The sequence below is a fragment of the Idiomarina zobellii genome (assembly GCF_900100855.1).
In the GTDB taxonomy this organism is placed as follows: domain Bacteria; phylum Pseudomonadota; class Gammaproteobacteria; order Enterobacterales; family Alteromonadaceae; genus Idiomarina; species Idiomarina zobellii.
In genome coordinates this window covers 15,283-29,533 of sequence record NZ_FNCB01000022.1, presented here as the reverse complement: position 1 = coordinate 29,533, position 14,251 = coordinate 15,283, and the positions used below count along the sequence as shown (strand labels likewise).

The 14,251-nt window shown below is 48.8% G+C and carries 12 protein-coding genes; 8 read left to right on the top strand and 4 right to left on the bottom strand.

Annotated elements, in window-relative coordinates:
- From istA to BLT32_RS12425, 4 genes are all read left to right on the top strand, one after another.
- A partial coding sequence (istA, locus tag BLT32_RS12445; RefSeq protein WP_143020976.1) for an IS21 family transposase occupies positions 1-985 on the top strand: 985 nt, incomplete at its 5' end.
- An 11-nt stretch (positions 986-996) separates the two neighbouring features.
- Positions 997-1,743, top strand: coding sequence for an IS21-like element helper ATPase IstB (gene istB, locus BLT32_RS12440; RefSeq protein ID WP_053954565.1), 747 nt, complete (start codon positions 997-999; stop codon positions 1,741-1,743).
- A 290-nt stretch (positions 1,744-2,033) separates the two neighbouring features.
- Positions 2,034-2,909, top strand: coding sequence for a cation diffusion facilitator family transporter (locus BLT32_RS12430; RefSeq protein ID WP_053954563.1), 876 nt, complete (start codon positions 2,034-2,036; stop codon positions 2,907-2,909).
- Between the two features lie 12 nt (positions 2,910-2,921).
- On the top strand, positions 2,922-3,494 hold the full coding sequence (locus tag BLT32_RS12425; RefSeq protein WP_053954562.1) for a glutathione S-transferase family protein: 573 nt from the start codon (positions 2,922-2,924) through the stop codon (positions 3,492-3,494).
- Here the strand turns inward: BLT32_RS12425 and BLT32_RS12420 are convergent.
- Both BLT32_RS12420 and BLT32_RS12415 read right to left on the bottom strand, forming a co-directional pair.
- Positions 3,491-5,149, bottom strand: a complete 1,659-nt coding sequence (locus BLT32_RS12420) for an acetolactate synthase large subunit (RefSeq protein WP_053954561.1) — start codon at positions 5,147-5,149, stop codon at positions 3,491-3,493. The genes BLT32_RS12425 and BLT32_RS12420 overlap by 4 nt on opposite strands.
- A 126-nt stretch (positions 5,150-5,275) precedes the next feature.
- Positions 5,276-5,650 (bottom strand): DUF4168 domain-containing protein, encoded by a 375-nt coding sequence (locus BLT32_RS12415; protein ID WP_053954560.1) that lies wholly within the window; start codon positions 5,648-5,650, stop codon positions 5,276-5,278.
- A gap of 169 nt (positions 5,651-5,819) precedes the next feature.
- Here BLT32_RS12415 and BLT32_RS12410 point away from each other — a divergent pair, with 169 nt between their 5' ends.
- From BLT32_RS12410 to BLT32_RS12400, 3 genes are all read left to right on the top strand, one after another.
- On the top strand, positions 5,820-7,307 hold the full coding sequence (locus tag BLT32_RS12410) for a sensor histidine kinase (protein WP_235444021.1): 1,488 nt from the start codon (positions 5,820-5,822) through the stop codon (positions 7,305-7,307).
- Positions 7,307-8,647, top strand: a complete 1,341-nt coding sequence (locus tag BLT32_RS12405; protein WP_053954559.1) for a sigma-54-dependent transcriptional regulator — start codon at positions 7,307-7,309, stop codon at positions 8,645-8,647. The genes BLT32_RS12410 and BLT32_RS12405 overlap by 1 nt, the downstream gene beginning before the upstream one ends.
- A 74-nt stretch (positions 8,648-8,721) precedes the next feature.
- Positions 8,722-9,408, top strand: coding sequence for a type 1 glutamine amidotransferase domain-containing protein (locus BLT32_RS12400; RefSeq protein WP_053954558.1), 687 nt, complete (start codon positions 8,722-8,724; stop codon positions 9,406-9,408).
- Between the two features lie 6 nt (positions 9,409-9,414).
- Here the strand turns inward: BLT32_RS12400 and BLT32_RS12395 are convergent, their stop codons facing one another.
- Together BLT32_RS12395 and BLT32_RS12390 are read right to left on the bottom strand one after the other, a co-directional pair.
- Positions 9,415-11,466 (bottom strand): TonB-dependent receptor family protein, encoded by a 2,052-nt coding sequence (locus BLT32_RS12395; protein WP_053954557.1) that lies wholly within the window; start codon positions 11,464-11,466, stop codon positions 9,415-9,417.
- Between the two features lie 2 nt (positions 11,467-11,468).
- Positions 11,469-12,602 carry a PQQ-dependent sugar dehydrogenase gene (locus tag BLT32_RS12390; protein ID WP_053954556.1) on the bottom strand — a complete coding sequence of 378 codons (1,134 nt, stop codon included), beginning with the start codon at positions 12,600-12,602 and terminating at the stop codon, positions 11,469-11,471.
- Positions 12,603-12,732: 130 nt separating this feature from the next.
- Here BLT32_RS12390 and BLT32_RS12385 point away from each other — a divergent pair, with 130 nt between their 5' ends.
- A complete protein-coding gene (locus BLT32_RS12385) occupies positions 12,733-14,244 on the top strand; it encodes an FMN-binding glutamate synthase family protein (RefSeq protein ID WP_053954555.1) in 1,512 nt (503 codons plus the stop codon).
- Positions 14,245-14,251 lie beyond the last annotated feature (7 nt).

Here is a 14,251-nt window from a genome sequence, read left to right as displayed (position 1 = left end):
TTCACAGCAACTGGAAGACTGGATCATGGCGCACGTACGCGCCTTTGAGTTCTTCGGTGGCGTACCACAGCTACTGGTGCCGGATAATCTGCGCTCGGCGGTCACCAGGGCAAACCGCTACGCACCGGTGTTAAATGAAAACTATGCGCGCATGGCGCGTCATTACAACACCGCCATCATGCCTGCCCGACCTTATAAACCCAAAGACAAATCAAAAGCAGAAAACGCCGTTCTTATCGTCGAGCGGTGGATCTTAATGCGTCTGCGACATGATCACTTTTATACGCTATCCAGCCTTAATCAGCGGATCCGGGAGCTGCTGGTTGAGCTTAATCACCGTCAGCAACGCGTTCACCCGGGCTCACGGCACGAACTTTATATCCGTCTTGATAAACCAGCGCTAATGCCGTTGCCTGCATATGGCTATCAATACATCGACAGTAAACAAGCCCGGGTCGGACCGGACTACCATGTTCTGTACGCTAAGCACGCTTACTCTGTACCCCACAACCTGGTCGGACAGACCGTTACACTGGAAGCAACAGCGCAAATCATCTGCTTTTACTATCAGGGTAAGGTCGTGGCACAGCACCCCAGAAAACATCAGCCCGGCGCGTTTAGTACGATTAAAGAGCATATGCCGGATGCTCACGTAAAACAGCGCTGGGGTGTTGAGCGCCTGCTTGACTGGGCTGAAACCATCGGCAGCGGCACTCGTGCGGTTATCGCAGCCCAACTGGCTCGTCGACAACATCCGGAGCAGGCAATAAAAAGCTGCCTCGCCATCCTTAATCTGGGCAGTAAATATGGACAGGAGCGGCTTGAAGCCGCCTGTCAGAAAGCGCTAGTGCTCGAGCAACCACACCGCAAGGTCATTCTGAACCTGCTGGCAAATAATAAAGAGCAAGACCTCACGCGTACCGAAGCCGACGACTCGCCGGCGGTCAACCATCCCAATATCCGTGGACAACACTATTACCAATAAGGACGATCATTATGAGCTTATCATCACTCCATGAACAACTGCGTGCATTACGGCTGGGGCACTTCTGTCAGGCGTTACAACAGCAGCAAGAGCAACCGGATACCTATACCGACATGAGCTTCGAAGAGCGTCTCGGTCTGCTTGCCACCCACGAAATACTGTGCCGTGACAACACCAAAGTAAAACGTCTGACCCGCCAGGCAAAGCTGCGCTTCGATGCCCGCCCGAGCGGTATCGATTACCGCAGTGGGCGTGGGCTTAAGAAAGAAAAAATAGCGACGCTACTAAGCGGGCAATATCTGCACTACAACCAGAACATTATCATCACCGGGGCAACAGGCTGTGGTAAAACCCACCTGGCTTGTGCGCTGGCAACGCAGGCCTGTGAACAACATCACAGTGCCCGTTATTACCGCCTCGGAGAGCTGCTGGATGAGTTACACGTTGGACATGCTGACGGCTCTTACCGACAGCAGTTGACTACCTTAGCGAAGCGTAAACTCCTTATCCTTGATGACTGGGGCATGGAGAAGTTAAGTGCTCGTCAGGCGAATGACCTGCTTGATGTGATGGAAATACGCTACCAACAATCCAGCACCATTATCGCCAGCCAAATCCCCACCAGCGAGTGGTACAAACTGATACCCAGTCCGACCATTGCCGACGCCTTACTTGACCGCTTATTGCACAACAGTCACCGAATCGAACTGACAGGAGAATCCATGAGAAAACTAGACCAATCCGATCACTTAGCGTAAAAAGAGGGTTATGAAAAAGAACGGCTAACAGGTGATCGGATAACTCCGGAATCGCTGTTCGGAATCACCGAAATACGCACGCTAATAAAGAGTACTTCATTTAAAACTCCTAAAGGAAGGTTACAACGTTATAATTTAGTAAAATCTAAATTTGGCGAAATTTTGCACTGTTCGTTAATCACAAGCAATACTTCATTTGCGCTATAAATGGGTGTTACATTAACAATAATTACGTTTTTTAAACGCTTGTTTAACTCTAAAAACAAAGCTTTGTTAACATTAGGAGCACTATGCATCACCACCATCATCATGATACGGCTTCAGAGCGCATTGGCTGGGCGTTCTTCTTAAATTTGTGCTTCACAGTTATCGAATTTATTGGCGGAGTGCTGACCAACAGTACCGCGATACTTGCCGATGCGGTTCATGACTTAGGTGACAGTATCTCTATCGGTATGGCCTGGTTGCTGGATAAATTCAGTCGCAAAGATGCGACCAATACCTTTACTTATGGTTACCGTCGTCTGTCCTTAGTCGGCGCCTTTATTAATGCGGTTATTCTTACAGCTGGCTCTATCTGGATTTTGTTTGAGGCTATTCCACGGCTGTGGAATCCGGTTATGCCTATGGCTGAAGGCATGGCTTTGCTGGCCGTATTTGGTGTTGTTGTGAACGGTTATGCGGCATTCAAACTCTCGAAAGGTCAGTCACTTAATGAACGGGTATTGAACTGGCATTTGCTGGAAGATGTTCTCGGTTGGGTTGCAGTGCTGGTTGTCTCTATTGTCTTACTGTTTGTCGACTGGCCTATTTTAGATCCTTTATTGTCTATTGCGTTTACCCTGTTTATTTTAGTGAACGTGGTACGACATTTAGGATCCACTATTAAGTTATTTGTTCAGGCTTCTCCTGACCCGCAGGTTTATCAGCAAATCCATAAAAAGTTGGTGGCGTTGGACTTAGTCGATAACGCACACCATTTACATTTTTGGTCGCTTGATGGTGAACGCCATGTATTAACAGCACATATTGTGGTATCAAAGGAGTTAACCAGCACCGAGAGAGCGGTGTTAAAAGAAAAGATATCAGAACAATTGGCCGAGTTTGAATTAGCTCATACAACCATAGAGCTGGAGTATCCGGACGAAGCCTGTCGTGATCATTAACGGAGGTTTACCATGGAATTGTTTGGCAGTTATACGTCACCTTATGTAAGACATTGCCGTATTGCCTTGCTAGAGACGGACACGAAGTTTTCGCTAACAGAGACTGACTTCGACACAAGCGCAAAACTGAGCCCGGCGAAAAAGGTCCCGTTTTTGCACCATAACGATTTACGACTGCATGACTCGACCAGTATTTTAAAGTACGTGCGGGAGAAAGCCGGTGAGCGCTTTTTCGCAGATACAAAAGACTTCGATCAATACTGTCTGGTTAATACGGCAATGGATGCTGCCATCAATATTTTCTTGCTGGAAAAAGGTGGTATAAAAAGTTCGCAGGCGCCTTATTTGCAGCGCCAGCAAGAGCGCATCAATGACATATTGCAGTTGATGGAAGAAAAAGATCACGCAGTGGCTTACGAGGGTCCACATCCATTCAGTGACGGCGAACTGCGGTTGGGCTGCTTTTTAAGTTGGGGGTTATTCCGTCAGCGTTTTAATTTGGATAAGTACCCGCGACTCGGGGCTTTCGTTGATAAGCTCAACGACTACCCCTATTTCGCGGATACCGACCCATCTAAAGCTTAATAGGCTTTTATCGCCCGGCTGCGTTCAGGAATTTCTTCGTTCAGCAGTCGGTCGTTTTGGGAATAATCCACGGGCACATCAATAAGGTGCACACCTGGCTTGTCCAGACACTCTTTCATAAGTGGTATCAGGTTTCCTATACTGTCGACACGATAACCTTTGGCACCATAAGACTCAGCATATTTCACAAAGTCTGGGTTGTTAAAGTCTAAGCCATAGTCACTTAAACCCATGTGCTGCTGTTTCCATTTAATCATGCCGTAGCCGCTATCATTCAAAATAACGATGACTATATCCAAGTTCATCCGGACGGCAGTTTCAAGCTCTTGTGAGTTCATCATGAACCCACCGTCTCCACATATCGCCATGACCTTTTTCTCTGGGTTAACCAGTTTCGCAGCCATTGCGGACGGTAAACCTGCCCCCATTGATGCTAGTGCATTATCCAGCAGTACGGTATTTGGCTCACGCGCTGGGTAATTACGAGCAAACCAAATCTTATAAATACCGTTATCCAGTGCAATAACACCATCGTCTGGCATGACTTCCCGGACATCTTCAACTAAACGCTGAGGCAGAATGGGGAAACGATCGTCATCGGCACCTTCATCAGTATGGTCACGCATGTGATCGCGGACTTTCAGCATAAAGTCAAAGTCCCAGTGCTCTTGTGGCTCAATACCTTCCTTCAGTTGCCAAATGCTGTTACCAATGTCACCAATCATACTGGCGTGCGGGAAGTAGACAGAGTCAACTTGGGCACCCTGGAAATTAATGTGAACCACTTTTCTGTCGTCGTTTACGCCCGTTTTCATCATAAAGGGCGGCTTTTCGACAACATCGTGACCCACATTAAGAATTAAGTCTGCTTTTTCAATGGCACGGTGCGGATAGTCACCGTCTGAAACCGCAGCGTTGCCTAGCCAGCGAGGGTGATCTTCGTTGATAACCCCTTTACCCATTTGAGTCGTAATAAACGGAATGCCTGTTTTATCGACAAAGGCTCTTAACATTTTCGCCGTAATTTTACGGTTTGCCGCAGCACCAATAAGTAACACCGGATGTTTTGCATCTTTCAATAATTGCAGAACATGACGAACCGCTTTATGTTCAGTTATAGGGCGGCGCGAGAAACTCGGAGTTATTGGGTTAGCACTCACTTCCTCACGAGCAATATCGTCCGATAGTTCCAGGTGTGAAGCACCGGGGCGTTCATCTTCCGCTCGGCGAAAGGCTTCGCGGATATGTGCCGGAATACTATTAGCGCTAATAATAGGCTGGGTGTATTTGGTAATAGGCGTCATCATGTCGACAACATCGATAATCTGGAACTGACCCTGCTGGCGCTCTTTAATAGGTTTTTGGCCTGTAATTACGACCATAGGCATAGCACCTAGCTGCGCATAAGCGACCGGAGTAACCAGGTTGGTCGCGCCCGGTCCTAACGTCGACAAACAAACACCTGGTTTGCCGGTAAGTCGACCATAAGTGGCGGCCATAAAGCCGGCACCTTGCTCATGACGAGTTAGAATAAGCTCGATATTAGATTTTGAAAGAGACTCTAATAAGTCCAGATTTTCTTCACCCGGAATACCGAAGACATATTCAACACCTTCGTTCTCCAGAGCTTTTACGAATAAATCGGATGCTTTCACGTCGCTGTCTCCTTGCGTTAATTCTTTTTAGTTTAATGAGTTACGTAAAGCATAGGAGATATGATCAAAAAAATCCGCAATCAGACCTAACTGATTGCGGATTTTAAAACAGCTTTACATTAACTATTAAGAATCAGAGGTTAACTCTTCTAAACGAGCGCGCAGTTCTTCGTCGTTTTGAGCTTGCTGAATAATCATGTTGTACTCTTGCGGAGTAAGGCCAGCGTCTTCAACAGCTGCAATCATTTCTTCTTGAGCTGACTGTTGAATTCCACGAGCTTCTTCCTGGTTTTCAGCGTTTTGGAACTTTTCACGATACTTTTCAGTAACGCCTTGCACTTCTTCCATTGCTGAAACAAATTTAACTAACATGCCTTCAGTAATTTCCTGAGTTTGCTGCTGTTGCTGAGCCATGTTGCCTTGAGCTTGTTGCTCTTGAGCCATAGCTGCAGTGCTACCCAGTGCGAATACCGTTGCTAATGCGATAATTGTCTTTTGCATGATAATCTCCTTGTTGATTCTGTCAGATTTACTAACGCTCTTACTAAAGCGAAGACTGTGCCAACTTTTCAAGTTTATGTTTTTAAAGGTTTTTATGTTGTCCGATTAAAAGCAACAGAAAGAATCCTTAAAAATGTGTATCCTGAAGACACAGTCAAAGGAGGCGTGTGTGACAAAAGTATACAGTTGGTCTCTATCGAGCCTGCAACGGCGGCTACTCGCTTATGTTGTGGTTCCTATGCTGCTGATATCGGGCGCGGCAATCACCGTTGGTCTTCAGGTAGCTTCAGAAAATGCTAATGACCGCCTGAAAAGCGACTTAGAGTTATTGGGACGCGCGATTAGCTTACCTATTAGTGATGCGTTGCTGAATAACGACTTAGATACGGTGCAGGCCAACCTGGACTCAGTATTTAGCATTGGCCGGGTTTATGGAGCCTCTGTATATAACGTCTATGGTGAGCAGGTTGCTGAAGCGGGCGTAACGGAAACCGATTTAAGTAACAGCCGCCTTGCTTTGCAAACGGTCCAAACAGGCATTAAACAAGATGACTATCGTCGTGTAGAGGGACGTGATGTATTTTCCCAGTTTCTCCCTATTGTTGACAGAGGCGGCCGAATTATCGGGTTATTGCAAATTAACCGACGTGCCAGCGATTTCGATGAGTCTTTCGAGGAGCTCAGTCAGTACGCTTGGTTAACGTGGAGCGCTTTCGCGATAATTACCATCGCTGTGCTGGTTTTCGGTCACTATCGTGGCGTTGGGCGACATGTGGTTCAATTGAAAGACGCCATGTTGCAAGTGGCTGGGGGGAACCGTACAGCCCGTGTAAAACCTGAGGGACCTTCTGAGTTGCAGGAGGTTGCGCAAGGGCTTAACCGAATGCTGGATAGCATAGAGCAAGCCGAAAAAGAGTTAGAACAACGCCGACAACACGAAGCCTCGCTTCAGCAAGCATTACGCGAACAAGAAAAAATGGCGGCAATAGGGAGCGTTGCCAGCGGCGTTGCACACGAACTGGGGGCGCCGCTTACCGTTATCGACGGACGCGCCAGCCGGCTATTAAGAACTCACAAAGATGAAGAAAGTCAGCGTCAATTGCAGGCCGTTCGCGGCCAGGTTCAGCGGTTAACCGGGTTGGTCAACCAATTGCTCGCGTTCTCCAGAACGCCAGTTCAGCACCGAGAGTCTATAGCGCTGGCAACCTTGATAGATACGGCAATAACCAGCATTCAGTTTGAGCAAGACAAAGGAGCCGCCAGAGTCAAACTGGGAGAGTTACCTGCTGTCACACTAAAAGTTGATATTAAACGGTTGGAACTGGCCTTGGTCAACGTGATGCGTAACGCGCTACAGGCAGCACAGCACGTGGTGAATATAAACGCAGAGGTCGACAGCAATAGCGCGTTGAAAATAATTATTGATGATGACGGTGAAGGTCTGCCTGACAATATGAAAGAAAAAGCCTTGCACCCGTTTGAGACCAATAAACCACAAGGTAAAGGCACCGGTTTGGGGCTGACGATAGTGAAACATGTTTTGAGTGATCATCAGGGCGAATTGACGTTAACGAATAACGATAAGGGTGGCTGTCGCGTCATTTTATGTTTGCCGGCATCGAGTCTGGCCGATAAGCCTGCACTAGGAGGTCAATAATGGCGGTACTTAAAGCTGTCATAGGTGTTGTTGAAGATGACCCTGCATTACAGGAGCTTTTGGTCGAAGAACTTGAAGCGGAAGGCTACCAGGTGGATGCCTGGGGAAGTTTAGAAGACTTTAAGAGCAGCAATGCAAGCCCTGACTTAATTGTCAGCGATATACGCCTGCCCGGAGAATCGGGTTTAACCTTACTGGAAGACTTGAAGCAGCACGATAACCCGCCTGCGCTACTGCTGATAACGGCATTTGGCACGGTCGACCAGGCGGTTGATGCGCTGAAAAAAGGTGCCGATGACTTTCTGACAAAACCGCTGGATATTGAGCACTTGCTGTTGAGCGTTGAACGGATATTAGAGCATCGCTCATTACAGCGGGAACTGAAACGTTATAAACAGCAGCAGAAAGGTCCCGGTGGCTTGGTCGGACAAAGCCCGGCTATGCGCAAGCTTTATGACCAAATTGAACACATTGCGCCAACCGGCGGCAGTGTTCTTATTACCGGCGAAAGCGGTACAGGTAAGGAGTTAGTGGCTAAAGCCTTACATGAGCTGAGTGATAGATCTGACAAGCCTTTCCAGGCGGTAAACTGTGCGGGTATTCCAGCCGACTTAATGGAAAGTGAGTTCTTTGGTCACACGGCGGGGGCTTTTACCGGCGCGCAGAATAAGCGGCAGGGGCTTTTAAAGCAAGCCGACGGCGGCACCTTATTGTTGGATGAAATTGGCGAAATGCCAATGGCGCTTCAGGCCAAATTATTGCGTGTTTTACAAGAAGGCACGATAAGAGCCGTTGGTAGCGACAAAGAAGAGCAAGTTGATGTTCGCATTCTTGCTGCGACGCACCAGGATTTAGAGCGGTTGGTTGAAGAGGGCAAATTCCGGCAAGATTTATTTTATCGTCTGGAGACGTTTAGCCTGCGAGTTCCTCCGTTACGAGAGCGAGGAGAGGATATCGAGCGATTGGCAAACTTCTTTCTTCAGCAGCAACAGAAAAGCAGTGATAAAACAGTACGTGGAATTTCAGCGGAAGCATTAGATTTGCTGTATCGGTATCCATTTCCGGGGAACGTTCGGGAGCTTCAAAACGCCATAGAGCGGGCGTTTGCGTTTTCCAGTGACGAGACCCTGTCGGTAGACGACTTTCCGCAGCGTATAGTCGAGAAAAGTGATACCAGTCAGCCGGCGGCAACGTCAGCCTGGCCAACGTTAGATGAGCACCAAAGCCAGTACATAAGGAAAGTTTTAGAGCATACCGGTGGCAATAAGTCACAGGCGGCACAAATACTCGGTGTTACACGCCGTACGCTGTATCGCTGGCTTGATAACGAGGCGGAGTGATCAAAGTGGTGACTTTTTGCGTAAAATGCACGTAAGTTTACAGAGAATTTCACACGAAATTTAAGGAGTACCCAGTGAAAGTATTAATGGTCTTAACCTCACACGACAAGCTTGGCGACACTGGCCATAAAACTGGCTTTTGGGTCGAGGAATTTGCTGCGCCTTACTATGTCTTTGTGGATGCAGGTGTCGATGTAACGCTGGCGTCTCCTAAAGGCGGTAAACCACCAATGGATCCGAACAGTACAGCGCCGGATGCGCAAACCGAGGCTACTGAGCGTTTAGAGAAAGACTCAACAGCGCAACACAAGCTGGAAACAACTTGCACGTTGGACGATGTTGACCCTGACGACTTTGACGCTATTTTCTATCCAGGTGGACACGGACCGTTATGGGATTTAACCAACAATGAGCAGTCTATTAAGCTGATTGAGCACTTCTGGAGTAAAGGTAAGCCGGTATCGGCGGTATGCCATGCGCCGGCGGTATTGCTGAATGCGAAAACGCCAAGCGGGGACCCCATTGTTCAGGGCCGTACTGTCACAGGTTTTAGTAACACAGAAGAGGCTGCCGTCGAGTTGACCAATGTTGTTCCTTTCTTACTGGAAGACGAACTCATAGCAAAAGGCGGTCACTACCGTAAAGTCGATGACTGGCAAGCCTATGCGGTTCAGGACGGTATGTTGATTACCGGTCAGAACCCGGCGTCATCGGAGCAGACGGCTCAGCGCCTGCTCGATGTACTAAGAGCTATGGTCTAAAACCATTTAAAAGCGTCGGCGCCAGCTTATGCCGACGCTTGCTTGTCGCCCTATTCCGGGTTCAAACGAGCGCCCACTGCCCTGATTCACTACAACCGCACTGACGTAGTCTTTGTCGGTGATATTGTCGACCCGGGCCCATACGTCTAATTCGCTGTTTGTCCATTGCCACTCGCGGCTCACCGCAAAATTCCAGGTGGTATAAGAGGGTGCGAACGTGTCGTTGGCATCATTAACCGGGGTATCGTCACGATACTGACCTGAAACTTGAACGAGCCATTGTTCGGTTGGCTGCCAGTTTAAACGCAAGTAACCCTGGCTTTCGGCAACACCGGGCAGCTGATTACCTTGTAACGGACCTTCGCCAAATACCGCATCGATATAGCTGTACGAGACCAGTAAGTTTAACTGCTGTGTCAGCGCACCGTTAATGGTTAGTTCGGCGCCCTCGCGAGAGGTCTCTGATGCATTTCGGTAGGTCGTTCTGCCGTCAGTTGACTGATCAACCAATATCTCGTTGTCGCTCTCAATACCGAAAAAGGCCAAGTGTAAACGCCAGTTTCTAGGCAGTTGGTGCTTAATACCCCACTCCCACTGTTCGTTAGTCGAAGGACCTAGCTCGCGGTTTAATCCGGAACCTTGGTTACGATATGCAAGCTCTGTTAATGTCGGTGTTTCGAACCCCTGCCCAACGCTGAAATAAGTGGCTGAGCTGGGCAAAAATTGCCAGGTGAGAGAGGCTGCGGCGGTGGTTTCCTGAAACTCACTACTGCCGCTGTCATCAGCACCATCAAGCTCCGTAAAGTAGTCTTTAACGTCGTAGCTGATATCGCTGTAACGAACACCACCGGTTGCTGACCACTCAGCACTTAACTGCCATTGAAAGCGCAAGTAGGCCGACGCATTGTCTATCCAGTTAAACTCATCGCGGCGCAACTCACCCTTTTCACCATTGTCATTCACATAACCAAAACGATGATCTTGCTGTCGTTCAAGTTGTGCGCCTAGTGTTGCTGACCAGTTCTGACCTAGCTGACGCCAGCGCGCGTGCGCTCCTTCAAACTGGCGAGAGACATCAATGACCGCACCGGAGCTGGTGTAAATGCCTTGTTCATTAATATCGTCTCCGGCAAATGGCAGGAACTGCTCAATGTCACGGTCGCCCTGCCAAACAGAGACTAAACCTTCGCCGCTGTCGCGTTCATGAAACCAGCTTAAAGAGCCTTGTCGGTGATGAATGTCTTTGCGGGTATTAAAGTCGATAGCACGCTGCACGGTCTGTGTCGGATCTTCCCGCCAAGCTTCAGGCGTTAAAGCACTGGGGTCCTGCAGTAGCGGCGCATCATTATTGTCATAACGCAGAACAAACCGGTTTTGGTCGTCCCATTGATGATACCAGCGTACGGCCTGTTGCTGGCGCTCTGCAGAATTATGGCGACGTGGTCCGTCGGTCTGAAAGTCGGTTGCTATAAGCTGTAGCTGCTTAGTGTCCGTTGCCCATTGCGCATTGACACTGTAGCGTTGTGTATCGTTTTCACTGAACTGACCGCCCCACTCTAATGCTGTTTCGGTGGGTTGGCTACTAAACCATTCAACCACTCCGCCCCCGGAGTTGCCGTAAAGAGTCGCCAATGGTCCGCGGAGCACTTCTAACGAATCAACATTGTCGAGAATGAAACTGGATGTTTGTGCCTGTCCGTCAGGCATGGACAACGGAATACCATCGACATTCAATTGCAAACCGCGCACGCCAAAGGCGGCTCTTGAGCCAAACCCGCGTACGACGAGGCGTGCGTCTTGCGCGTAGTTATAACGATTATCTGCCTGAATACCTGCCACACCGGCTAAGGCATCGCCAGCATCAATGTTCATCGATGGCAGTGTATTCTCTACGTTCACCCGGTCGATACTCGCCGCCGTTGTCAGCCAGGGCGTTTCGCTCTCTGTTGCTGTCACGACAACGGTTTCGTCTACTTCGGCGGACTGCACAACGAAAGAGGCCGCCAGTAAAGGCAGCCCCGTGTAAGTCAATTTTCTAAATACCGCTGAATACAACATCGTTAATCTGCCGGTTTAATTTGAATGATTGCGCCATTGGACTCGTCAGTCAGTAAATACAGATAACCGTCCGGCCCTTGATTAATGTCGCGAATACGCGCATCAACAGCATCCTCGAACAGGCGCTCTTCATGCATCATTCGACCTTCGTACAAGTCTAACCGAGCCACTAACGAGCTTTTCAGTGCCGCCACGAAAAAATCACCTTTCCACTCAGGGAAGGCGTCGCCAGTGTAAAAAGTAGCGCCAGCTGTAGCAATCGACGGTACCCAGTAATAAAACGGCTGTTCCATACCTTCTTTCACCGCGTCTTCACTAATAATGGCACCGCCGTAGTCAACACCATAAGTAATTTCGGGCCAGCCATAGTTTTTGCCGGCTTCAGGAATGTTCACTTCATCGCCACCTTGCGGGCCATGCTCTACTGTCCATAATTCGCCCGTGTCAGGATGAATGTCTGCACCTTGGACATTGCGGTGACCGTAAGACCAAATTTCGTCTAATGCGTTATCTTCACCAACAAAGGGGTTGTCTTCAGGAATACTGCCGTCGGGCCAAATGCGTACGACTTTACCGTGGTGGTTGTCCAGTGTTTGGGCATCATCCATACGTGAATAGCGGTCACCCAAAGTAACGAACAGATGCCCTTCAGGCGAGAACACCAAACGCGAACCAAAGTGTGCGTTGCTTTCATATTTCGGAGCCTGGCGGAAAATCACTTCTTTATCGGTAAAGGCTTTGTCCACCAGCTTTGCTCTCATAACGGCTGTGCTATTACCTTTGCCACCGTCTTGCGCCGGCTCCGAATAACTAATGTAAACCCATTGGTTTTCATCAAAGTTTGGGTCAATGGTGACATCCAGCAAACCGCCCTGGCTTTTTGCAACAACCTCAGGCACACCACTTATTTTTTCCCGATATTTACCGTTTTCTGATACCCAGTAAAGATCACCCGAGCGCTCGGTAACTAACACGCTGTTGTCTGGCAAAAACGTCATGCCCCAGGGATTAGTGAAACCATCCGCAAAGGTGGAGACGGTGACTTTATGGCGCTCTGTTTCGACTGTATCGGCTACTGCTGTCATGCTGGCAGAGGCTGCCAGAAGTGCGGTTAATACGAGTTTTAGGTTAAACATAAGGGTCTCCTTTGTTTTTCATTATCTTCAGTATACGTCATTCATTGAAATTTTGATGACTCTTGGCTTGATCTGTTTATGGCTTTAGTCGTTAATAGACGTATTAACTTTCAAAATAAGTGCGAATGGAATGAGCGAGAAGCTTTTTGGTACGGACTCTCTTCTGGTGTTAGCGCAATGGTTAGCGGCCATTTTTGTTCTTCTTATTATCACGCTGATTGTATCCGTTGGTGTGATGTATGTGGTGGATAAAACTCAGAATAAGCACACGATTCGACGTAATTATCCTGTTGTCGGCCGTTTTCGTTATATTTTTGAGCGCATGGGCGAATTTATGCGCCAGTATTTCTTCGCCATGGATCGTGAGGAAATGCCGTTTAACCGAGCGCAGCGGAGCTGGGTCTACCGCGCGGCAAAAAACTCAGACAGAAACGTTGCTTTCGGGTCTACCCGAGATTTAACCCGTACCGGCACCATTATATTCAGTAACGCGCCCTATCCGCCTCTTGCAGAGCAAGCGGCCGCTCCTGAGCCTGTGCTTATTGGCCCCTATTGTGAGACGCCTTATTCCCCCATTTCTTATTTTCATATTTCAGGTATGAGTTACGGTGCCTTGTCGCCGGTGGCGGTTAAGTCATTGTCGCAAGGGGCTGCGAAGGCGGGTTGCTGGATGAATACTGGCGAAGGCGGTTTGTCGCCTTATCACCTTATGGGCCATTGCGACATAGTATTCCAAATGGGAACCGCGAAGTTTGGGGTGAGAGATAAAGAAGGTCGCTTGGATGAAAACCGTTTAGCGGAACTTGGCCGTCACGACAACGTGAAAATGTTTGAAATAAAATTGAGCCAGGGCGCTAAACCGGGTAAAGGCGGCATTTTACCGGGTATAAAAGTTAACGAGGAAATTGCGCAAATTCGTGGCATCGAAGTCGGTAAAGACGCTATTAGCCCCAACCGTCACCCGGAAATCAGTAATAACGAAGAGCTGCTCGACTTTATCGATAAGGTTCGGCGTATTACCGGCAAACCCACGGGGTTTAAGTTCGTTATGGGCGATCCGAGCTGGATAGATGAGCTCATAGATTCAATTTTAACACGCGGCGTTGAGTCAGCGCCGGACTTCATTACGCTCGATAGTGCTGACGGTGGCACTGGTGCTGCACCACAACCATTGATGGACTACGTCGGTTTAAAAGTATCAGAAAGCCTGCCGGTGTTAATAGATAAGCTCACAGAAGCGGGGTTGCATGGGCGCGTGCGAGTTATTGTCTCAGGTAAAATGATAACCCCGGCTGATGTCGCCTGGGCTATTGCAATGGGAGCTGACTTTGTCACATCGGCACGGGGCTTTATGTTTTCCCTGGGCTGTATACAAGCCATGCAGTGTAACAAAAACACTTGCCCGACCGGGGTTACGACGGACGATCCTAAACTGATGAAGGGGCTCGATCCGACTGATAAGTGCGAGCGCGTGGCGAACTATCATAAGTACATGGAATACGGGGTGAATATTATTGCGCACTCTTGTGGTGTCACCGACCCGCGCCAGCTTAACCGCCGCCATGCCCGTGTTATAAAGCCGGACGGCGAGAGCATCAGTCTGGCAGAGCGATACCCATTGCCGCCGGCAAGAAGACGCTAACAGGCGC